The organism is Bradyrhizobium sp. (assembly GCF_035484855.1).
Taxonomy (GTDB): domain Bacteria; phylum Pseudomonadota; class Alphaproteobacteria; order Rhizobiales; family Xanthobacteraceae; genus Bradyrhizobium.
This window is the reverse complement of the sequence record NZ_DATHOP010000244.1, coordinates 21,997-42,603: the sequence shown is the minus strand read 5'-3', so window position 1 is coordinate 42,603 and position 20,607 is coordinate 21,997. Positions and strand designations below refer to the sequence as shown.

Sequence of the window (20,607 nt, the reverse complement as noted above, 5' to 3'; positions counted from 1 at the left end):
CATTGTCACCCGGGGACAGAGCCCCTCACCCCACCCTCTCCCCGCAAGAGCGGGGCGAGGGAGCGGACCACCGTCGCTTACGCCGCGACGCGGTGCGCTGCGATGATCTGGTCGGCGGCACGTCCGGTGACTTCGGCCATGCGGTCGAACTGACGGGTGAAACTGCCGGCGCCGGCGGTGGCCGAGCGCAGTTCCACGATCAATTCGCCGATCTCGGCCTCCGGCATCATGGCGCGGACGCGGTCCCAGCCCGGCCAGCCCTCGCGGGTGTCGAAGCCGAGAATTTGCCCGCGCCGTCCCGACAGGATGGCGTTGATCTTGGCGGTGGCTTCCGTCGGGCAGACGATCTCGACCACATGGATCGGCTCCAGCAGTACCGGCTGGCACTGCGGCAGCGCTTCGGAGACGCCGATCCGCGCCGCGGTGCGGAAGGCGAGGTCGGAGGAATCCACGCTGTGATAGGAGCCGTCGGTCAGCGTCACCTGCACGTCGATGACGGGAAAGCCGAGCGGCCCGCGCAACAGCCCGTCGACCACGCCCTCTTCGACCGCGCCGATATAGTTGCGCGGCACCGCGCCGCCGACCACCTTCTCATGGAACACGAAGCCGCTTCCGCGCGGCAGCGGTGTGATCTCCAGCACGACGTCGCCGAACTGGCCGTGGCCGCCGGACTGCTTCTTGTGCCGGCCGCGCTGGGTCGCCGATTTGCGGATCGTCTCCTGATAGCCGATCGCCGGCGGATGCGATTTGACATTGACGCCGAAACGGTCGCTGAGCCGCTCCAGCGCCACCCGCAGATGCATCTCGCCCTGTCCCCACAGCACGATGTCGTGGGTGAGCGGATTCTGGATCATGGTCAGCGAGGGATCCTCCTCGTTCAGCCGCAGCAGGGCCTGACCGAGCTTGACGTCGTCCTTGCGGTCGCTTGCCGCAAGCGCCGTCGCCAGCACCGCAGGCGAGGGTTCGATACTGACGAGAGCTTTCGGCGCGGTCTTGCCGCTCGACAGGGTATCGCCGGTCTTGACGGTGTCGAGCTTGCCGAGCGCGACCGTGTCGCCGGCCTCGGCGGACGCACGCTTCGCGTCATGGGCGCAGTTGGCATTGGTGATGCCGGACACCCGGCCGCTCTCGCCCGATGAGGCCTGCAGCGTCGCGCCGTCGTCGAGGCGGCCTGAAAGCACGCGCGCCAGCGACAGCTTGCCGCCGTGCTGCAAATGCACGGTCTTGAAGACGTAGGCGAGCGCGTCCTTGCCCGAGGGCGCGCCGAGCCGCTTGGCGGTATCGACTACGCCGGGCGATTCATGCCGCAGCGCCTTCATCAGCCGCAGCACGCCGTTTTCGCGCAGGGCCGAGCCGAGCAGCACCGGGCAGATCAGTCCCTCACGCAGTTCGCGCGCGAGGTCGTCGAATACCGCGTCCCGCGGCGGCGCGATGTCCTCGAGCAGTTGCTCCATCAGCGCATCGTCATGGTCGGCGAGCTTTTCCAGCATCGAGAAGCGGGCTTCCTTCTCGCGGTCGAGATCGCCGCCTTCCAGCGCGATGACTTCGGAAGCCTTGTGTTCACGGTAGACGAAGGCGCGTTCCAGCGCCAGATCGACGAAGCCCGCGATCAAATCGCCGTTCCAGATCGGAATCTGCCGCAACACCAGCGGAATCCGCGACGCCGGCTGCAAGGTCGCGAGCGTCTCGCGGATGCGCTTGCTGGCGCGGTCGATCTTGTTGAGAAACAGAAAGCGCGGAATGCCGAGATCCTCGAGCTCGCGCAGGATGATCTGGAGCTGCGGCAGCTTCTTCTCGTCGGCCTCGCAGACCACCACCGCGGCGTCGACCGCCGGCAGCGCCGCGCGCATGTCGTGCGCGAACTCGACCGAGCCGGGACAATCGATAAAGGTGTAGCTGTCGCCCATGAAAGTCGTGGTCGCGGCGGAAAGGCCGGTACCCATCTTGTGATGGCGGGCCTCGGGACTGGAATCGCCGACCGAGGTTCCGGCATCGACGCTGCCGGCGCGCGGGATGGCGCCGGTGCGCGCCAATATCGCTTCTAGAAGTGTGGTTTTACCGCTTTGGAAAGGGCCCACCAGTGCAATGCACCGTGGACCGCGGGGACTTCTGACGTCCTGTCCCATTGCCGCCTCCTTGGCTGGAGCTCGGCCCATGATTGGGTCGGCGGGCCTGATGCTCCCCCTCCTCTGGCGATTTGGCAAGCCGGAAAAACGTCGCTGCGGTGCATTGTGAGGTGCGGAGGCCGGCGCCCCACCCATCGGCCGTCATTGCGGGCGCCAAAGGCGCGAAACAAAAAATCGCGAAAACAACCCCATGCAAAGTAGAATGGACCCCGACTCCCGGCACCCGTTGCTGCGCTGCATCCGGGGCACGAGAGGAAAATGCTGCGTCGTCACGGCGTGCCACCGGCCGTCATTGCGAGCGCAGCGAAGCAATCCATTCTTTCTTTGCTGGGTGGCATGGATTGCTTCGCTACGCTCGCAATGACGCTGCGAGAGTTCCAATTGATTTCAAACAGCAGATACACGAATGCGATCTCGCGGCATGAGCTTGCCCGAGTTTTGCGTTTCGTTGTCCCTCAAACAGGAGGGAGCAGGGAATGCCGGATGCGCGCTGCACCCGCGGTCCCGTGTGAAGGGTAGAAAGAAAATCGCACACGAGCATACAGGGCAGCGGGAGAACATCCGACATTCCCTGCGCAATGGGCTTTACGGCTTATATCGCGCTCACCCCGGGTATCGGGCTTTCTTGCCTCCGTCGCCTCCCGGAAACCGGCACTTGGGCCCGGTTGGGCCTTCGCCTTCGAAAGACTTGACGCCGACCTCTGAGGCGTCAGGACCACACGACTTTACCGTACGCTTCGGCACCGCTCGTCAGCGTGTCCGGCGATCGCTCACGGAGTTTATCCCGCCCTGCAATCCCCATTGCGCGCACGATGCCGCCGCGTCCACCGCATCCCATCCCAACGTTCGGTGACGATGGCCAACGCCCCTTCCTAAGAGGACAAGATGGCGTGAATCGTAAAAGTGATTTGCCCGACGGCGAAAGGGAGATTTTGCCCGTCGGGTTAATTTGTCGCAGGCAGGGATGAGGAAGGATGGGTGCGAAGCGCCCGCAGGATGGTTGGGCGCTTCGAAACCCGTCGTAGGCAACTGCTAAGCTGTTCAGTTGGTGAGGAACTGAAATCATGAACGAGACACTTGGCGGACGTCCGCTTTGGTACGCACAACGGACTCGGATCAGACTTCGCATCATGTACGTTAAGTGCCAGAAACGGAAGTGGGTTCTCCTCATCCGCTCACCTCGAGAATGGCAGCAGTATCCCCGACCCATCCGGCTATTTCTTGCTTGAGTCGTCGGAGGGATTCACATATGTGATCGCGAAAGGACCTTGGGCGTGAACCTGAATGACGGTGGGACTGGTGGCTCAAGCATAGTGGTTCATTTTTGCAGGAGCTTCGGCGTAACCGCCAGCCGTTAACAGCATTCCCTTCTTTTCATCAAGCTTGTCGCCCATCCCAAGATGAAGGTTGCCAGATATAACGGTTACCATTTCATCCGTCGGATGGTTGTGAGCCGGGATTTTATATCCAGACGGCATTTTCATCCGAACCACGTACAGACCGTCCTTGAAGGGGTCTCCGGAAAGCACTGCGATCTGCGCGCCCTTGGGAAACACTGAAGGCGCTGGTCCCCAAGTTCAGGACACTAGCGCTTAGAAGCCTTCGTCGATCCAGCGAGATTCCCGGCCTTGGTTAAGACCTTGCCGGAATTAGCGGTTGCCTTCCTCCTCGGGGGCACTCGCGGCATCGAGCGCGAACGCCCGGGCTTTCCGGCCCACTCTGATTTGCATCCCAAGGATGGCAATCCCGTGAGATGCAGATAGTCTATCACCTTCACGCCGGAAGGCAGCCGCGGCCAAGTCTTCCTCAATCTGATCTTCCTGCTGTCGATCGTCATGCTTCCGGTGACAAATGGATTTTTACGGCGTGTAGCCTAGCGGTGGTCAACTTAGTTCTTGTCTGTGATGTGTCGTATGACCATTTCCGAAAGATGAATGACGAGCGCTTTAAGCGACTTGTTTTCTTTCTGACAAGATTCCAGTGCACGCCTAATTCGCGTCTCGTCGTTTAATTCCAGGGGCCAGAGCGTGGGCGGACTTTGCTCGGGGACTGCCATCGGGTGGCTTGCCTCGGCGTCGTGTGTACGTGTCTTCATTACGATTTCGGTCTCCCGTTGCAGCCTTTGCAAATGGCTTTCAACTCCGAGTCGAGAGCAAATGCCGTGACGCTTAGGTGGCTTCCTGTCTCTTTACTTTCTTGAGGGCCCTTCGCTTCTGGGTGGCGGTCATTTTCAGGGGTTTGTACAGAATCTTGACGGCGTTACGCTTTTCGACGCCAGAATTCGCATGCTTTTTGGTGCGTCCACCTGCTGGCATCATTATCATTGTATGTCCAATCCCTCAAAGGCGCGGTGATCGCTCGTAACGGGAAAGATATGCCGGACAATCCGGTCTCCATTTTCGAATATTACAGAAGTGCCGTACGGATGTAACTGGTATGAATACGAGGAGCGCTTGCGGGACAGAGCATTTGCCGCATTTCTTCGAGAGGAAAGGGGGCGATGAAAGGCGCGCCCCAGGAATTGGATCCCGAAGAAGCCATGACGAAGTCGAAAAATTCTTGGCGTGGAGGCACTGATTTGCCAGGCCAGCCCGATCCTGCTTCTGGACAAGGAGCGGAGTCACTCCGGGCACCACAATCGGAAAATCAGCGTCTTCGGAAGCTGGTCGCTTGCCCTTCGGTCGCGGAAGCTGCAGGGGGATCCCCTCAACACTCCAGGCCATTCCAAACGCGGCCCCAAGGTGGGTGCCGCACGGATGAGCCGATCGTGCTCAACGACCTGCCCGGGGTGATCCCCGTCACCAGGCGGGAACTGGAGATCATCGAAACATTCCTCGGCAATCTGATCGACCGGCTGCTTTTGGACGCCGCCTCATCATCATTCAAACGACCCTCAACCGTCCGGCGATCAGACCGCCTCCACTGTCTTTGGGTGCTGGAAGAAGCGCGGGCGGCCGAATGAATCGTCCGCGCAGCAAAGCCGTGGCCTGGGCAGCGTCAACTGGGCGGCTGAAGAAATAGCCCTGCGCGAATTTGCAGCCAGCAGACGACAAAAACCGCGCATGCTCCGCATTTTCGACGCCTTCCGCAAGCACTTCAGTGTCCAGTTCTTCGGCAAGATGAATGGCGGCGCGAACCACCGCGGCGCATCGGATTTTCGTCGTGCAATTGAAGATTAGCTCCTGGGCAATCTTGATCCGGTCCACCGGAAAGTTGGTGAGATAGTTGAGCGATGAATAACCTGTGCCGAAATCGTCGATCGCAAGTCTCAGCCCGAGTGTTCGCAGGCGTGCAATGATGTCGCGATGGTGTTGGGTGGCTTCCATTAGAACGGATTCCGTCAGTTCGAGTTCGATACGACCGGGCGCAATCTTCCAACGCGTGAGACTCGCGACGATATCCTGCTCAAGCTCTGGTCGCTTACACTGGATCGCGGACACGTTGACCGCGACGGAGGGCGCATCAATACCTTCGTCCTGCCAAACCCGCGTCTGACGGCAAGCTTCATCGAATACCCATTTCCCCAGGTCGACGATTGACCCGGTCTTCTCTGCGATCGGGATGAACAGCGCAGGTGATATTGGGCCGCGCTGAACATGATTCCAGCGCACCAAGGCTTCGAGCCCGACAATGCGGCCGGAATCGATGTCAACCTGAGGCTGGTAATGCAGGGCGAGGCCGCCGCTTTCGATGGCAGCCATAAGTTCTCGACCGAGAATTACGCGGTCGCACGCAAGCTGATCGAACGTCTTGTCATGAATGCAAGCGCGATTTCGGCCGGCATCCTTTGCCCGGTAAAGCGCGAGGTCCGCTTGCATGAGCATGGCATCAGGTCCGTCCAACTCCTCGACGTAACGCGAAACCCCGATGCTGGCCGAGATGCGCGCGGCGTGTCCCTCAAGCATCGACGTCTCATTGAGCGCCGCTACAATTTTCTCGGCCAGCGCCTCGCTGGCGCCTTCTGCACCTGCATTTGATTGCAGGATGGCGAATTCATCGCCGCCAAAGCGCGCAACGCAGTCAGCGTCGCCTGCTACGGCGAGCAGCCGTTTGCCGACTTGTACCAGCAGAGCGTCACCGGCCGGATGACCCATCAAATCGTTGAAATCCTTGAAGTGGTCGAGATCGATATACAACACGGCAAAGCGTTCGCCGCTACACTTTGCCTTCTCGAACGCTGCAGCCATCCGGTCTTGAAAGACTCTGCGATTGGCAAGTGCGGTGAGAGGGTCAGTACGCGCCAACTCACTGATGGTCTTGTTGGCTTCAGCCAGTTTACGGGTGTGCCGGTTCGCCTGCCACATAAAGGCAAAGACCACCCCGGTGAGGCATAGGCCGGCTGTGAGGATGATCCAGGCCCTGAGGTGCAAAAGGATAGATCTTTGCTCGGGAACAGCGATCATCTCCCATTGACGATCCGCAATGGCGACCTTGCCCGACCAATGAAAAGCCGTATCGATCTTTCCGCGCCGGCTTGCTGCGAGCGGCTCACCCGACGGTTTTAGCAGACTGGTGTAAAGCGGTCGCGCGCTTGAACCGGCTTCGGACGAGAAGATGTAATAGTCGGCCGGAATCTGAATTCCGCGCAGCGTCGCGGCGATCATGGTGTCGATCTGAAATACGCCTTGCACAAAACCCACGAGATTGCGGCGGCGCTCTTCGATCGAGTTGTGTGGCAGACCGCGCTTGTAAATCGGCAGGACAACGAAGAAGCCGATCCGGTCGCCGGTTCCCGATTGCAACGGGAATTCTTGCGAGGCCGCCAGCGTACCGCCGTCTCGCGCCTTTTCGAGGGGCTGTTGGCGAATGCCGCTATCGGCCAAATTCAACCCACGCACCACGTGAGTGCGGATTTTTTCCGTCGTGTAGTAGACTGGAAAATACTCGGCCGCAGCCGGCGACGGACCGAGCGTGCCGTCTTTGCTCACCGAACGGATGCGATAGTCTTCGCCGGTCGCCTGTTGAGCTGCTTGCTCGTGGGCCGCCCTTTCCTCGTTTCGAATAAGGGGCACCCAGGAAAGGCTCAAGATTGCCGAATGATCTCGCAGCAAACGATCGGAAAAAGTTAAAAATTCCTGCTCACCGACCGCCGCTGGGGCGGACTCAAACAACGCGCGGAGCGCAGACAAGTTTGCTAAGTACCCATTTATGCCGTTTTGAAGGACCACCGCCATATTGTTCGCACGAAGATTGAATTCGGCCGCCGAAGTCCGGTCCTCAAGACCTGAGACGATGAACCAACCCGTGATCGACAAGGCCGTCCCAAGAACAGCGATCATCCATATCGGCGCTCGATGCCGAATGCTATGCGGTGTCGTACAGTTCATCGCAGACACGCTCCAGTGACAACTGGCCGTCATGAGAGGCGATGGAGCAGATTTTGCACCGGTATATCTACTAGTTTGACGGCGTACTTCGTCAAAGACGGTAACCAAATGGCAAAGGAACCGTCAGTCACCAGTTTCGGAACGCTCGAAGTTTCCGACCACGATCCGCACCAGGTCGGCTACGTTCTTGGCGTCGAGCTTCTGCATAATGTTGGCGCGATGAAAATCAATCGTGCGAGGACTGACGTTGAGCCAGCTGGCCGCCTCCTTGCTAGAAGCGCCGCGCACGATTTGAGCGAGAACTGTTCGCTCCCGCGAGGTCAATAACTCGTGACCTGCGAACGGCCGCGACAGCACGAGCAAGGCTTTGCCAAGACTTTTGATCTCCCTCTTGGCTTGCTTAAGTTCTGGGGTCTCCGAAAATTCCCACTGACCTCGCCGTCGGGCGACGGTGAACTGATGGGCTCGCGCAACGTCGAGTACGTCGACCGCACGGCTCGCACTGAGCGAATAGGTGCACAGGACAAGCATAGGCCGGTCTTCCAGCGATTCATCCAATTCTTGTTCGTATTCACGAAACTCGTTCCAACGATTGTGTTCAACCCAAAATGCATTACCGCTGATCCGCAAGCCCTCAAAGCCCTTGTCGAGCGCAAATTGCAACTTTTCATGCCAGCCGCTCGTGATCTTTTTTGAATCGAACTCGTCGCCCTTGAGGTACCAATCGTAACCAGGGAGAATCTCGAATTGACCGCTTGCCGCGCGATTATCGAGATCAGGAATGTCGCGACGCAACACAGCCCACGCCTCATCCTCCGTGATCGGTTCTGAGATTGCCCAAACGCAGTACTCATTGCTGTCGAGGCCAGCCTTGATGTACACGGCGTTGGCATCGAGCAGATCTGCCTTGGTCTCGTAAAACAGGCAGATATGCGAACCCCAGGGCATATCGCCCATGACGCGAATGCCGGTGGGCCGTAATGGCGACCGCCCGCTCAAATCAGAAGAGCCGCCCTCGCGGGGGTGCTCAGGGGACTGCTCAATGTTTGCTGATTTGCGCGACGACTTCGTTTTCCCGAGGGCCTTCATCGGCTGCTCCGCAAGATTTCGCGCGAATTGTGCGTCAGTTTTCGCCATCACTCAAGGGTCGAGCAAGCCCCCACGGCTTGAGACTCAATCTGGAGCATTTCCTGACGGCAGAAGCGTCAGGTGGTCGAAGCTCAATGTCCGAGAAGGGTCAGAGCCGGAAAAGCTCTAGGCGAGCACATGTCTTCCGCTTTGGTCCCGATAGCGGACCAGGTCGGGCACGGTTGCCGGATGTCCGTTTCGTGCCGAGTAGCGGACTCCAAAATGCCGTGAGCCCGTTCCTTCAGGTCCCGGTCTTCGCCTGCCGCGCCGCCAGCTTGTCGATCTCGGACTGCACCGCCTGCGCCGCCTGGCCGGCGAACTCCTTCTGCTGGGTCGCGGCCGCGGCGTAAGCGTCGACGCGCGGCGCAAAGCTGTTCTGGAAATGGGAATGAACGTAGCGTGCCATCAGCTCGTAGTGGCGGCGGGTGGCGTCCCAATCGGCCCAGTTATGGGCGAGCTCCATGATCACGCCGAAGCCGCCCGAGCCCTTGAGCAGCTTGTCGATGTAGGCAATCGCGTCATCGGGCGTGCCGATGCATGCGGCGCCGGTCTCGACCAGCCAGTCGTAGTCGTCGGGCACGTCAGCCGGGATGATCGGGAAGGTCGCGATCTCGCGGAAATAGTCGGCGAACGCCTTGAGCCCGAACTTGACGTTCTGCTTCGCCTGCTCGCGGGTCTCGGCGATATGCATCAACGTCACGACGCGCCACTTGGCGCGATCGGGCACGTGGCCGGCCTTGCGCGCCTCGGTCTCGTAGAGATTCCAGTTCGCGGTGTGATGGGCGATCGAGGTCGGCGTCGCGCCGCCGATGGCCAGCATGCCGATGCCGTGGCGCGCCGCCGCCATCGCGCCGACCGGCGAGCGCGCGCTGGCGACCGCCATCTCGATCATCGGCCTGGTGTAGGGCGCAAGCTGCAGGCTGGCGTTGCAGAGCTTGAACCAGTCGGTCTCTTTGTTGACCGTCTCGCCCTTGAACAGCGCGACGATGACGTCGAGCGCCTCATCCATCATGCGCCGCTGATTGGCGGCATCGATCCCGATCTTGTGGGCGTCGTACACCAGAGCGCCCGGACCGACGCCGAACATCGCGCGCCCGCGCGTCATGTGATCGAGCTGGACGATGCGGCTCGCGAGCATGAAGGGGTTATGATACGGCAGCGACGACACGCCGGTGCCAAGCCGAATGTGCCTGGTGCGTTCGGCCGCCGCGGCGATGAACATATCGGGAGCTGCGATGATCTCGACACCACCGGAATGATGCTCGCCGATCCACGCCTCGCTGTAATTCAGCCGGTCGAGATGCTGCAGCAGCTCGAAATCGCGTTCCATCGCCAGCGTTGGATTGTCGGCTTTGGCATGAAACGGGGCGAGGAAAATACCGCTGCGGAGAGGCGTATTCATCGGTGCTCCCTATGGTTCTTGCCGGCGGTCGCTTGCCGCCGATTGGGCTTAAAGCATGTGCGACTGAGGCAGTTAGTTGTTCGCTAGGCTATCAGGTCCGTAGGGCGGATTCCCTTTAATCCGCCATCTCGTAGGGATCGGCGGGTTAAAGGGAACCCGCCCGACGCGAACTATTCGATGACCTCGTCCGCCCGCAGAAGCATCGATGTCGGCATGGTCAAGTTCAACGCCTTTGCGGTCTTCAAATTCACGACCAGATCAAATCGCGTAGGGCGCTCCGCCGGTAAATCGGCGGCCTTTGCTCCTTTCAAAATCTTGCCGGCCATCGCTGCGGTTTCCCGGTAAAGGTCCTCGAGATTCGGTCCGTAGGAAATCAGCCCACCGCTACGAGCAAAATTTGCAAAAAGAGAAATCGCCGGTAGTCGATGTATGAGGGCCAGTTCCGCGATTTGTTTTGAGCTGATGGATACGATCGGCGAAGACAAAATCAGAAGCCCGTCCGGTCGACGGGCGCCGGCGGCCTCAAAAGTTGCCTCGAGATCTGAAAACGACTTTATTTCCAAAACCTCGGTCTTGACACCGACAGACTGCGCCGCATTGGCAATGGCTCTGGGTTGAACGGTCGACGTAGCCGGGTCCCACAGCGCCACAACATTTGAACAACTGGGGATCGTTTCCTTGAGGAGTTCCAGCCATTTACCGCTGAACTCCGGGAAATCGGAGAAAACACCGGTAATATTCCCGCCCGGATGTGCGTATCCGCCAAGCCAGCCGCTTTCGATCGGGTCGGATTCCAGATCGAATGTCACGATCGGAATAGTTCGCGTCAGGGTGCGAGCCGCTCTCATGCACGACGGGCCAGTGGGAATCAGAAGCTCTACCCCTTCAGCAATCATCTCCTTGAGCTGCGGGACGATCCTTGCTTCGTCTCCACCTGTCGCGCGCGCGACAAGTATGAACTGATCAGGCTCGTGAAAGCCTTCGCCACTTAATCCCTCAAGCAGCAGGGCCATACGTGACTTCAGCGCATCCTCGGGCCCGGGAAAAAGAAAGCCGATTTTTGGAACGGCATTTCGCGATTCCGCCCTCACCAAGCCGGGACCTGTGAGCGAGCCGGCAGCCCCAAGAATGAAATCGCGCCGTCTCATGAAACCACTTTTCCTCGGGGTTCTACCCTGCGGCTTCATCCTGATACCATGGGGGCCTTCCGATATCACCAATAGACTACGCGACCGCCGATATCCGTTCGGATCAAAAGGCGATATCTGCCAACGACCCGACCACGCCTGCTCCTCCTCCAAGAACGGATATCGGCGAAGCGATAGCCGGTATCAAACCCCGCAGTCGCGGAGACCGCCTCACCTTCCCGGCCGCAGCTCCAGGCTTTCCAACCCGGCCGCGACGTTGAGCCCGACCTGGCCCTGCACGCTGAGCGGCTGCAGCGCGATCGAATTGTCCGAACCGCCGATCAGCGCATTGCCGCCGACGCCGACGCCGACCGAGGCCGAGCCCTGCGCGCCCGCATAATTGCCAGAGAGCGCGCCCGGCCCGAGCCGCGCCGTCGGCGCGAACACGCCCCAGGCCAGCGCCGATTCCTGGGTGATGCCGAGATCGACGCCGACCTTGCGGATGGTGGCGATATAGCGGTCGTCCGGCATGCCGTCGGCGCGCAGCACGCAACCGAGATTGGTCACCGAGCCGACGATGAAGCCGATGCTGGCGCCGCCGCGGCATTCGAGCACGCCGATCTGGACGCGCTGCATCGGCTGCTGTGCGGAAGCGCCGGCGAGGGATGCCACCAGCGTGGCCATGGCGACACCGGCAAGGATGAGGGAACGGCGCATGAGGAAATCTCCGGCTGAAAGATGTGATGCGAGCAGAATCGAACCAGCGCCATTGCCCCGGCGCTCGCACCTCTATGGCACAACATCGGCGGCCGTGCCAGATTTTGGCGTGACCTCATCCTCCACGTCATTCCGGGGGCGATGCGAAGCATTGAACCTCAGATGTGCAGTTGCACATCGGGGAATCTCGAGATTCCGGGTTCGATGCGGAGCCTGTCATCGGGCCGCGCTTCGCGCGGACCCGTTGGCGCGCCCGGAATGACGGCCCATAAAAAAAGGCCCGCTTCCGCGAACCTCTTTCGTTAACATTTTGCGGCATCTCAGCCGTGATGATGATGCCGGTAATGGTGCCGATGCAGGCCGAACCGCACCGGCTCCAGTTCGATGTCGGCGACGCCGGCCGCGACGTTGAGACCGGTCTGGCCCTGCACGCTGATCGGCTGCAGCGCGTAGGCATTCGCAGGTCCCCCGACCAGGAAATTACCGCCGCCGCCGACCCCGACCGAGGCGTTGGCGCCGACGCCGCCGTAATTGCCGGCGAGATCGCCGCGGCCGACCCGGTTGGTCGGGGCGCTCACCGCCCAGGTCAGGCGGGTGTGGTCGGTGACCCCGAGATCCAGCCCGATGCGGCGCAGCGTTGCGATGTAGGGTTCCGGACGGTGGCCGTCGCTCTGGAACACGCATTCGAGGCTGGTCGTGGAGCCCACGACGAAGCCGACATTCTGGCCGCCCTGGCATTGCAGGAGGCCGGCGCGCACCGGCGGCATCGCGCTGGCGCTTCCGAACGAGGCTGCGAGCGCAGCGATGGCGATAGCTGATGTCAGGAGTCGCATGAGTCAGGGTTCCCCGCGTGATGAATGAGTAGCGGGGCGGACAGGAAGGAAGCGCCGTGTCCAAAACAAGGCGCTTGCTTCATGCTGCCGTCAAAACATCAAGAGTGTGCTTCGAGATGTGATTTGACAGCCTTTTTTCTGACGCGTTTTCTCGGACAGCGAACCGGCGACCACTTCGCTTGAAAACGCTCTATCTCAAATTGCCACAAAAGCGCTGGATGCGCTTGCAGGCTTCCTCGAGATCGCTGTTTTTCGCGGCATAGGAAATCCGGAACGCAGGCCCGAGCCCGAACGCCGAACCCTGCACCACCGCAACGCCTTCGTTCTCCAGCAGTTCAGTGACGAAATCCTCGTCGTTGCCGATCACCTTGCCCGACGGCGAGGTCTTGCCGACGGTGCCGGCGCAGGACGGGTAGACATAGAACGCGCCCTGCGGCCGCGGGCAGTCGATGCCCTTGGCCTGGTTGAGCATCGCCACCACCAGATCGCGGCGCTCGCGGAACGCCTTGTTGTTGACCGGGATGAAATCCTGCGGGCCGTTGAGCGCCTCGACGGAAGCCCATTGCGAGATCGAGCACGGGTTCGAGGTCGACTGCGACTGGATCGTCGCCATCGCCTTGATCAGCTCGGCAGGACCGCCGCCATAACCGATGCGCCAGCCGGTCATGCAATAGGCTTTCGACACGCCGTTCACCGTCAGCGTGCGGTTGTACAGTTTCGGCTCGACCTGCGCCGGCGTGGTGAACTCGAAATCGTCATAGACCAGGTGCTCGTACATGTCGTCGGTCATGACCCAGACGTTCGGGTGCTTCACCAGCACGTCGGTGATCGCCTTCAGCTCGGCGCGCGTATAGGCGGCGCCGGTCGGGTTCGACGGCGAGCACAGGATGATCCACTTCGTCTTCGGCGTGATCGCCTTCTCCAGCGCCTCGGGCTGAAGTTTAAAACCATGCGCGGCGGTGCAGACCACGGCGACCGGTTCGCCGCCGGCCAGCGCCACCATTTCCGGATAGCTCACCCAATAGGGCGCGGGGATGATGACCTCGTCGCCCGGATTGATGGTGGCCATCAGCGCGTTGTAGAGCACCTGCTTGCCGCCGGTGCCGATGATGACCTGGTTCGGCTTGTAGGTAAGGCCGTTCTCGCGCTGGAACTTGCCGATCACCGCTTCCTTCAATTCGGCAAGGCCGTCGACCGCGGTGTACTTGGTCTTCCCCGCCTCGATGGCATGGATCGCCGCCAGCTTGATGTTGGCGGGGGTGTCGAAATCGGGCTCGCCGGCGCCAAGCCCGATGACGTTGCGGCCGGCTGCTTTGAGCTCGCGCGCTTTATCCGTGACCGCGATCGTCGCGGACGGCTTCACACGGTCGAGCGCAGCGGACAGGAACGGCATCGTCATCTCCTCAAGGCCAAGGCAAAAGGCCAACACACCACGTGTCGCCAGCGATCCACGACTCTTCTGTTGTTGGGATCGCGGCACTCTAAAGCGGGCCACGCTGCATCGCAAGAAGCTTGGGCCGCGGCGCCCCAAACTTTAGGAAACGTTAAAGGGCCCCTTGTAGCTTGGCGCAACATTCATAAAGTTCCGCGGCGAAATGACAAATTTCTGGCAAGGCCTGCGATCCGGCCGATGGCTGACCGCCTCGCGCGCCCGTGGCTACAGCCTGATCCTGCTCGCCATCTGCGCCGTCGCGGTGATGGGGTGGATCGCCTTGTCCGACGGCCTGATCGATCGCAACGGCAAGCCGATCGGCACCGACTTTTCCGACATCTATGCCGCGGGAACGCTGACCTGGCAGGGCCGGCCCGCGGACGCCTATACGCCGGCGCTGCAGCACGAGGCGGAGAAGGCCACCTTCGGCGGCCGCGAGGTGCCGTTCTTCGGTTGGCATTATCCGCCGCTATTCTTTGCCATAGCCGTCGTCGTGGCCGCCTTTCCCTATGCCTGGGGCCTTGCGATCTGGCTCGCGGCGAGTTTTGCGGCCTATATCGCAGCGATACGCGCGATCCTGCCGCGGCCGGAAACGCTGTTGATCGCCACAGCCTTCCCCGCCGTATTCGTCAATATCGGCCACGGCCAGAACGGATTTCTCACCGCGGCCCTGCTCGGCGGCGCGCTGCATTGGCTCGACCGCAGGCCCTGGCTCGCCGGCGTGCTGATCGGATGCCTCGCCTACAAGCCGCAATTCGGCGTCCTGATTCCGATCGCGCTGCTCGCGGGCGGACGATGGCGCACTGTCGGCGCGGCCGTTGTCACGGTCGCTGGCCTCGTCGCGCTCAGCTTCGCAACGCTGGGCGGCGGCGTCTGGCACGCGTTCGCGGATTCCACGACCTTCACCCAGACCGTGGTGCTCGAACAGGGCGGCACCGGCTGGGAGAAGATCCAGTCGATATTCTCCGCGGTGCGGATGTGGGGCGGCAGCGTCCATCTGGCCTATATGACGCAGTTCGCGCTCGCCCTCGGGCTTGTCGCAAGCCTTGCCTGGCTGTGGCAGAGCGAGGCCGCCTTCGAACTCAAGGCATCGGCGTTAGCGACCGCCAGCCTGCTGGCGACGCCCTATGTGCTCGACTACGACCTCGTCGTATCAGCGGTCGCGATCGCGTTTTTCGTGCGCCATGGACTCCGCCGCGGCTTCCGCGACTACGAGATCAGCCTGTTGGCCGCGGCCTTCCTCGTGCCCCTGTTGTCGCGCGGTATCGCCGGCCTAACCGGCATACCGCTGGGGCTTTTGGTGTCGTTGACGCTCTACGCCTTCACGCTGCGGCGCGCGCTGTCGGATCGTATCCCCGTCGCGGTCCCGATTCGCGGCATCGCGCAGGCGTGATCCGATTTGTTCGCCCGTGTTGGCATAGCCTTCTACGCGTTTGCAGTGCGGCAGAAGTTTTCGACCTTTTGCTGCCTGCGGGTCTTGCGACGCAGCGGCAGCGGCATCATTGTTTAGCCGCGTTGCGGGGCGACAACACAATCGCTCTCGCGCATGCGAGGAAACGTCTTAGGCGGTCGAACTGATTTTCGAATGTACAAGCTCTATTCGATGCAGCGCTCCGGCAACAGCTACAAGGTCCGCCTTGCGCTGGCGCTGTTGAATGCGCCCTACCGCGCGATCGAGATCGACATCCTGCATGGCGAGAGTCGCACGCCGGATTTCCTGGCCAAGAATCCGTCAGGACAGGTGCCGCTTCTGGAAGTCGCCGAAGGACGCTATCTCGCCGAATCCAACGCCATCCTGTGGTACGTCGCCGGCGGAACCCCGCTGGCGCCGGAATCGCGGATCGAGCGCGCCGAGGCGCTGCAATGGATGTTCTTCGAACAGCACGCGCTGGAGCCGAACATCGGTGCGGCCTATTTCTGGCTGGCGCTGGTCAAGGGCGGCCGCGACCTGCAGACCCATGCGCTGGAAGACTGGATGGAGCGTGGCTACGCCGCCTTGCAGGTGATGGAAAATCACCTCAAGACCCACGCCTATTTTGCCACCGGCCAGCTCACGGTCGCCGATATCGCGCTGTACGGCTACACCCATCTTGCCGACCGTTGCGACTACGATCTGGCCACCTTTCCGGCCGTTCGCGCCTGGCTGCGCCGGGTCGAGCAGACCCCGGGCTTTGTCGCCATGGATTGGCGCCCGGACGCCAATGTCGACGATTCCGCTGATGTTGCCGCCGAGGCCTGAGGCGCGCGAGAACAGCGGGGATAACCGGAGATAACAACGGGAATAGCGGGCATAACCGGCTTGCCTGCCGCCTTTTTGCCATTTTCGATGCCGCCCCGCCCCAATATTGCCAGCGATTCCATCGACATTCTCGGATGTTGCGGGTGATTCGCCCGCGCCTAGTTAAGGATTCCGGACCATGATTCGGTCGCCCGGCGCGGCAGGCTTCAACGGCCGCTCCGCGCCCGTTGCATCGTCCCGGCTGAGGAATGCGGTTGCGGCCTCGCTCGCGATCGGCTCGCTGTCGTTGTGCGTCATCCTCACGTTGACGGTGCTGGCGACCAAGGTCTCCATGGCGATGCCGATCCCGGCATAACGAAGAAATCTTTTTCCCGACCATTGGCAATTCGGCACGACAACACGCGGTGCTTGGCACCGCGAGCGGGCAACGATGAAGACACCTGTCGTCCTCGTGACAGTAGCGCTGACGGTGGCGATCCTGCTCGCCGCCTCGCTCTTGATCGTCACCAGCACGCGCGGCGCGGAGGCGCCGGCGGGCGGCGGCCTCACGACCACTCGTGAAAGATGAAAAACGCGCCGAGCGCGATCAGCGCAAAACCCAGCGCGTGATTCCAGCCCAGCGGCTGCTTCAGGTACAACACAGAGAATCCGGCGAACACGATCAGCGTGATCACCTCCTGCATGGTCTTGAGCTGCGCGGCCGTATAGACCGCGCTGCCCCAGCGGTTGGCCGGCACCGCCAGCCAGTATTCGAAAAACGCAATCCCCCAGCTCACCATGATGACGAGCGGCAGCGAGACCTCCTTGAATCGGAGGTGGCCGTACCAGGCGAATGTCATGAAGACGTTGGAGCCAAACAGCATCAGGATCGGCAGCAGCTGCGGTGAAATGGCTGGCATGAATATCCCTTCGAAAATCTCAGCGCTTAACATCCGGGCGCGAGCCCGGTTCCATCCGCTTTCGTTATCATTTGATCGAATAGTTCGGAAAGGCCTCACGATCCGGTCAACCGCCCCTTAAGGATGCGGCGAGAAAACCCTCGCCGCACGCAAACCATCGTTCAGGCTGTGCCTCTAATCTCATGCGTCAAATGAGAGGCGACATGCAGTTCGACTGGCGTGCGATCTCCGGTCCGGCCCTGACGGCAGCCACCGCGCTGATCGCCATCCTTGTCGACCGCACCCTTGTCACGGTTCCGAACCCGGCGCCGCTGCTGATCTGCATTATCGCCTTCGCAGGCTCGCTGTCCGGCCTTGCCTCCGGCATGATCAGCGCGACCATCGCGATCGCGGCGTCGACGCTGTTTTTCCTCAATCACCGCGCCACTCCCGGCTACGACGTCGCCGATCTGGTCCGCCTTGCGATACTGGCGATGACCGCGGCCGGCACCGCCGCCATCACCGGCCTGTTGCGCCAGCGCATGCTGGATGCGTTCGGCTGGGAGCGCCGGCATCACGCCACCGCGGAGCGGCTGTCGGCGGCGCTCGACCGGGTCGACATCGGCATCGTGCTGCTCGATAGCGACACCCGCGCGGAATTCATCAACCGCGCCTTCCGCGATTATTTTTCGCTCTCCGACGCCAAGGCCGACAGCAAGCCGCCGTTCATCGCGCTGATGTATCACGGCCGCGATACCGGGGCCTACGAACTGCCGGAGGACGAATTGAGCGCTTTCATCGCGCGCCGCACCGAGATGATGCGATCGGGCGACACCACGCCGCTCAATATCGCGCTCAAGGACGGGCGCGTGCTGCGTTTTTCCTGCGCGGTGTTGCCCGACGGCGGACGGATGCTGAGCTACACGCCGGTGACGGACCTCGTCCGCCATGACGACGACCCCTCAAGCGCCGAATTCCACCGCGCGCTGCGCGGCGGCGGCGACCGAGGTCTCGTACGGCACCTGCGCGCCGCGGAGTGAACGCCGGCAGGGCATCGCCCCGCGAACGCGATTGATCCAGCACTGCGATTTCCCTAAACAGGGGATGCGATGCGAATCGTCCTCTCGCGCATGTTGCTCCCTGCATGAATGCCAAATCCCAAAACTCCGACGAGTTGTCGGTCCGCTTCGTGACCCGGCAGGATTACGTGCAATGGCTCCCCCTGTGGGACGGCTACAACGCGTTCTACGAGCGATCGGGTCCGACCGCGCTGGCGCCCGACATCACCGCGATGACCTGGGCGCGCTTCTTCGACGCCTATGAGCCGGTTCATGCGCTGGTCGCGGAGAGCGGCGGGCAATTGCTCGGCCTGACGCATTATCTGGCGATTGCGCCGCTGTGTTATCTGCAGGATCTGTTCACCACCGAGGCCGCGCGCGGCAAGGGCGTCGGCAGGGCGCTGATCGAACGCGTCTACCAACAGGCGCGATTGGCGGGATCGCCACGGGTCTATTGGCAGACCCACCAGACCAACCAGACCGCGATGCAGCTGTATGACAAAGTAGCCGAGCACTCAGGTTTCGTGGTGTATCGCAAGCCGTTGTGAGGCGTGCCCCGGATGCTGCGCAGCGCCATCAGCGCGTTCACGCGCGTCTTCGACGCACTGTGCCTTGCGGCGTGATGCGCTGCTGATCCGGGGCCCATTCATCGTCTGGACGATTGGGTCCCGGCTCTGCGGAGCAGCGTGAAAGGCGCTGCACCGCGTCCGGGACACGAGATGATCTGCTGTCCACGCCGCCCTGTGGATAAATAATCCTGTCACGGCCGCGTAACAAAGCAGGGCTAGGTTCCGCTCGCGTCTGATCAGGCCCCCGTCACAGATCACGCGCCCCAGCGGTCCCCGTCAGTCGCCGCGTCTGACCGGGACCGCATTTTTTTGGGCCCCTGCCTGGCGCATGGCGTCAGGCGCGCCGCCACCTTGCGGCAGGCGGCTCCGCGCGCCACAATGCCATCCCGCTCGCGTCCCCATCCCACAGGACCCACCCATGCAAATTCGCAATCTCGGCGGCTCCGGCCTGCGTGTTTCCGCCGTCGGCCTCGGCTGCAACAATTTCGGCCAGCGCATCGATCTGGAGGCCTCGCGCAAGGTGATCCACAAGGCGATCGACCTCGGCATCACACTGTTCGACACCGCCGACATCTATTCCAACATGGGCGGCTCCGAGACCGTGCTGGGCGAAGTGCTCGGCGACCGCCGCAAGGACATCGTGCTGGCGACCAAATATTCCAAGGCGATGTCGAACGACGGCACCAAGCAGGGCGCGTCGCGCCGCTACATCATGGAGGCCGTGGAAGCGAGCCTGAAGCGGCTGAAGACCGATTACATCGATCTCTACCAGCAGCACGACTACGATCCCCTGACGCCGATCGAGGAGTCCTTGCGCGCGCTCGACGACCTGGTGCGGCACGGCAAGGTCCGTTACATCGGCAATTCGAACTTTCCGGCCTGGCGCGTCGCGGAGGCCGAACATGTCGCGCGCGCGATGAACGTAACCCGCTTCATCTCCTGCCAGGACGAGTACAGCCTCGTGGTGCGCGACATCGAGAAGGACCTCCTGCCCTGCGCGCAGGAATATAATCTCGGGGTGCTGCCGTTCTTCCCGCTCGCCAGCGGCCTGCTCACCGGCAAATACCGGAAGGGCGAGGCCGCGCCCGACGACACGCGCTTTGGCAAGGTGCCGCGGCTGCGCGACCGCTACGTCACGCCGCGCAACGAGGAAATCGTCGAAAAGCTGCAAGCCTTCGCGCAAGCCCGGGGCCACAGCATGCTCGAACTCGCCTTCTCCTGGCTGGCGTCGCGTCCGCAGGTATCGAGCGTGATCGCCGGCGCGACGCGGGTCGAACAGGTCGAGCAGAACGTGAAGGCAATCGGCTGGGCGCTGAGCGCGGAGGAGACGGCGGAGATCGACAAGATTTCGAAGTAAGCTCCTCCCCCTCTCCCCGCTCTTTCGCGGGGAGAGGGTCGGGGTGAGGGGCTCTCTCCGCGAGCGCTGAACTCGCGATAACACTCTGCCATGCCCCTCACCCGAAATTCCCGCTTCGCGCGAATTTCGACCTCTCCCCGCAAAAGGGCGGGGAGAGGTTAAGAGATCAGCTCGCTTTGAATCACCGTCAGCACGCCTTCGAGATTGCCAAGGACATCGTTATTCCAAAATCGAAGCACTTGATATCGGTCTGCGGTCAGGCGCTGATCCCGTATCTTGTCGGTTACGGATTCGCTATTCTGCCCACCATCCGCTTCAATGATTAGAAATTTTTCGCGACAGACGAAATCACAAATATAGCCGCTGACCGGTTCCTGACGTACGAATTTGTATCCGTCGATTTGGCGATTGCGA

18 protein-coding genes are annotated in these 20,607 nt (G+C 61.6%); 7 read left to right on the top strand and 11 right to left on the bottom strand.

Annotation, left to right across the window (positions count from 1 at the left end; all coding sequences use genetic code 11):
- Positions 1 to 77 precede the first annotated feature (77 nt).
- The 9 genes from VK804_RS28070 to VK804_RS28025 all read right to left on the bottom strand — a co-directional run bounded on the left by VK804_RS28070 (position 78) and on the right by VK804_RS28025 (position 14,053).
- Positions 78 to 2,126, bottom strand: coding sequence for an elongation factor G (locus VK804_RS28070; RefSeq protein ID WP_325376293.1), 2,049 nt, complete (start codon positions 2,124 to 2,126; stop codon positions 78 to 80).
- A gap of 1,304 nt (positions 2,127 to 3,430) precedes the next feature.
- The gene (locus VK804_RS28065) at positions 3,431 to 3,682 is read right to left on the bottom strand and encodes a cupin domain-containing protein (protein ID WP_325376291.1); all 252 of its coding nucleotides are present in this window, start codon (positions 3,680 to 3,682) and stop codon (positions 3,431 to 3,433) included.
- Positions 3,683 to 5,008: 1,326 nt separating this feature from the next.
- Positions 5,009 to 7,405 carry a bifunctional diguanylate cyclase/phosphodiesterase gene (locus VK804_RS28055; protein WP_325376289.1) on the bottom strand — a complete coding sequence of 799 codons (2,397 nt, stop codon included), beginning with the start codon at positions 7,403 to 7,405 and terminating at the stop codon, positions 5,009 to 5,011.
- A 171-nt stretch (positions 7,406 to 7,576) separates the two neighbouring features.
- Positions 7,577 to 8,590, bottom strand: coding sequence for an MEDS domain-containing protein (locus VK804_RS28050; RefSeq protein ID WP_325376287.1), 1,014 nt, complete (start codon positions 8,588 to 8,590; stop codon positions 7,577 to 7,579).
- Positions 8,591 to 8,822: 232 nt separating this feature from the next.
- Positions 8,823 to 9,983, bottom strand: a complete 1,161-nt coding sequence (locus tag VK804_RS28045; RefSeq protein ID WP_325376285.1) for an LLM class flavin-dependent oxidoreductase — start codon at positions 9,981 to 9,983, stop codon at positions 8,823 to 8,825.
- 170 nt (positions 9,984 to 10,153) lie between these two features.
- On the bottom strand, positions 10,154 to 11,131 hold the full coding sequence (locus VK804_RS28040) for an ABC transporter substrate-binding protein (protein ID WP_325376283.1): 978 nt from the start codon (positions 11,129 to 11,131) through the stop codon (positions 10,154 to 10,156).
- Between the two features lie 210 nt (positions 11,132 to 11,341).
- Positions 11,342 to 11,827 (bottom strand): DUF992 domain-containing protein, encoded by a 486-nt coding sequence (locus VK804_RS28035; protein WP_325376281.1) that lies wholly within the window; start codon positions 11,825 to 11,827, stop codon positions 11,342 to 11,344.
- A 320-nt stretch (positions 11,828 to 12,147) separates the two neighbouring features.
- Positions 12,148 to 12,660, bottom strand: coding sequence for a DUF992 domain-containing protein (locus tag VK804_RS28030; RefSeq protein WP_325376279.1), 513 nt, complete (start codon positions 12,658 to 12,660; stop codon positions 12,148 to 12,150).
- 190 nt (positions 12,661 to 12,850) lie between these two features.
- Positions 12,851 to 14,053, bottom strand: a complete 1,203-nt coding sequence (locus tag VK804_RS28025; protein ID WP_325376277.1) for a pyridoxal phosphate-dependent aminotransferase — start codon at positions 14,051 to 14,053, stop codon at positions 12,851 to 12,853.
- Between the two features lie 202 nt (positions 14,054 to 14,255).
- Between VK804_RS28025 and VK804_RS28020 the strand changes: the two genes are divergently transcribed.
- From VK804_RS28020 to VK804_RS28005, 4 genes are all read left to right on the top strand, one after another.
- Entirely contained in the window at positions 14,256 to 15,485 is a 1,230-nt protein-coding gene (locus VK804_RS28020) for a glycosyltransferase family 87 protein (protein WP_325376275.1), read from the top strand.
- Positions 15,486 to 15,677: 192 nt separating this feature from the next.
- Positions 15,678 to 16,331 (top strand): glutathione S-transferase family protein, encoded by a 654-nt coding sequence (locus tag VK804_RS28015; protein WP_325376273.1) that lies wholly within the window; start codon positions 15,678 to 15,680, stop codon positions 16,329 to 16,331.
- A 178-nt stretch (positions 16,332 to 16,509) separates the two neighbouring features.
- Positions 16,510 to 16,686, top strand: a complete 177-nt coding sequence (locus VK804_RS28010; protein WP_325376271.1) for a hypothetical protein — start codon at positions 16,510 to 16,512, stop codon at positions 16,684 to 16,686.
- 75 nt (positions 16,687 to 16,761) lie between these two features.
- Positions 16,762 to 16,899: a hypothetical protein gene (locus tag VK804_RS28005; RefSeq protein WP_325376269.1), complete on the top strand. Its 138-nt coding sequence runs from the start codon at positions 16,762 to 16,764 to the stop codon at positions 16,897 to 16,899.
- Here VK804_RS28005 and VK804_RS28000 read toward each other — a convergent pair.
- On the bottom strand, positions 16,877 to 17,230 hold the full coding sequence (locus tag VK804_RS28000; protein WP_325376268.1) for a DMT family protein: 354 nt from the start codon (positions 17,228 to 17,230) through the stop codon (positions 16,877 to 16,879). The genes VK804_RS28005 and VK804_RS28000 overlap by 23 nt on opposite strands.
- A gap of 203 nt (positions 17,231 to 17,433) precedes the next feature.
- Between VK804_RS28000 and VK804_RS27995 the strand changes: the two genes are divergently transcribed.
- The 3 genes from VK804_RS27995 to VK804_RS27985 all read left to right on the top strand — a co-directional run bounded on the left by VK804_RS27995 (position 17,434) and on the right by VK804_RS27985 (position 20,193).
- Positions 17,434 to 18,249, top strand: coding sequence for a PAS-domain containing protein (locus tag VK804_RS27995; RefSeq protein WP_325376266.1), 816 nt, complete (start codon positions 17,434 to 17,436; stop codon positions 18,247 to 18,249).
- Between the two features lie 104 nt (positions 18,250 to 18,353).
- Positions 18,354 to 18,815, top strand: a complete 462-nt coding sequence (locus tag VK804_RS27990; RefSeq protein ID WP_325376264.1) for a GNAT family N-acetyltransferase — start codon at positions 18,354 to 18,356, stop codon at positions 18,813 to 18,815.
- A gap of 439 nt (positions 18,816 to 19,254) precedes the next feature.
- Entirely contained in the window at positions 19,255 to 20,193 is a 939-nt protein-coding gene (locus tag VK804_RS27985) for an aldo/keto reductase (RefSeq protein ID WP_325376262.1), read from the top strand.
- Positions 20,194 to 20,351: 158 nt separating this feature from the next.
- Here VK804_RS27985 and VK804_RS27980 read toward each other — a convergent pair whose 3' ends face one another.
- Positions 20,352 to 20,594 (bottom strand): endonuclease domain-containing protein, encoded by a 243-nt coding sequence (locus VK804_RS27980; RefSeq protein WP_325376307.1) that lies wholly within the window; start codon positions 20,592 to 20,594, stop codon positions 20,352 to 20,354.
- Between the last annotated feature and the right edge of the window lie 13 nt (positions 20,595 to 20,607).

Bases quoted from the DNA above. Each gene is read 5' to 3' on its own strand.
- VK804_RS28045 (WP_325376285.1), bottom strand. From the start codon at position 9,983: ATGAATACGCCTCTCCGCAGCGGTATTTTCCTCGCCCCGTTTCATGCC.
- VK804_RS28035 (WP_325376281.1), bottom strand. From the start codon at position 11,827: ATGCGCCGTTCCCTCATCCTTGCCGGTGTCGCCATGGCCACGCTGGTG.
- VK804_RS27985 (WP_325376262.1), top strand. From the start codon at position 19,255: ATGCAAATTCGCAATCTCGGCGGCTCCGGCCTGCGTGTTTCCGCCGTC.
- VK804_RS28020 (WP_325376275.1), top strand. From the start codon at position 14,256: ATGACAAATTTCTGGCAAGGCCTGCGATCCGGCCGATGGCTGACCGCC.
- VK804_RS28050 (WP_325376287.1), bottom strand. From the start codon at position 8,590: ATGGCGAAAACTGACGCACAATTCGCGCGAAATCTTGCGGAGCAGCCG.
- VK804_RS28030 (WP_325376279.1), bottom strand. From the start codon at position 12,660: ATGCGACTCCTGACATCAGCTATCGCCATCGCTGCGCTCGCAGCCTCG.
- VK804_RS27990 (WP_325376264.1), top strand. From the start codon at position 18,354: ATGAATGCCAAATCCCAAAACTCCGACGAGTTGTCGGTCCGCTTCGTG.
- VK804_RS27995 (WP_325376266.1), top strand. From the start codon at position 17,434: ATGCAGTTCGACTGGCGTGCGATCTCCGGTCCGGCCCTGACGGCAGCC.
- VK804_RS28015 (WP_325376273.1), top strand. From the start codon at position 15,678: ATGTACAAGCTCTATTCGATGCAGCGCTCCGGCAACAGCTACAAGGTC.
- VK804_RS28070 (WP_325376293.1), bottom strand. From the start codon at position 2,126: ATGGGACAGGACGTCAGAAGTCCCCGCGGTCCACGGTGCATTGCACTG.
- VK804_RS28005 (WP_325376269.1), top strand. From the start codon at position 16,762: ATGAAGACACCTGTCGTCCTCGTGACAGTAGCGCTGACGGTGGCGATC.
- VK804_RS28025 (WP_325376277.1), bottom strand. From the start codon at position 14,053: ATGCCGTTCCTGTCCGCTGCGCTCGACCGTGTGAAGCCGTCCGCGACG.
- VK804_RS28010 (WP_325376271.1), top strand. From the start codon at position 16,510: ATGATTCGGTCGCCCGGCGCGGCAGGCTTCAACGGCCGCTCCGCGCCC.
- VK804_RS28055 (WP_325376289.1), bottom strand. From the start codon at position 7,405: ATGATCGCTGTTCTTGGGACGGCCTTGTCGATCACGGGTTGGTTCATC.
- VK804_RS28040 (WP_325376283.1), bottom strand. From the start codon at position 11,131: ATGAGACGGCGCGATTTCATTCTTGGGGCTGCCGGCTCGCTCACAGGT.
- VK804_RS28000 (WP_325376268.1), bottom strand. From the start codon at position 17,230: ATGCCAGCCATTTCACCGCAGCTGCTGCCGATCCTGATGCTGTTTGGC.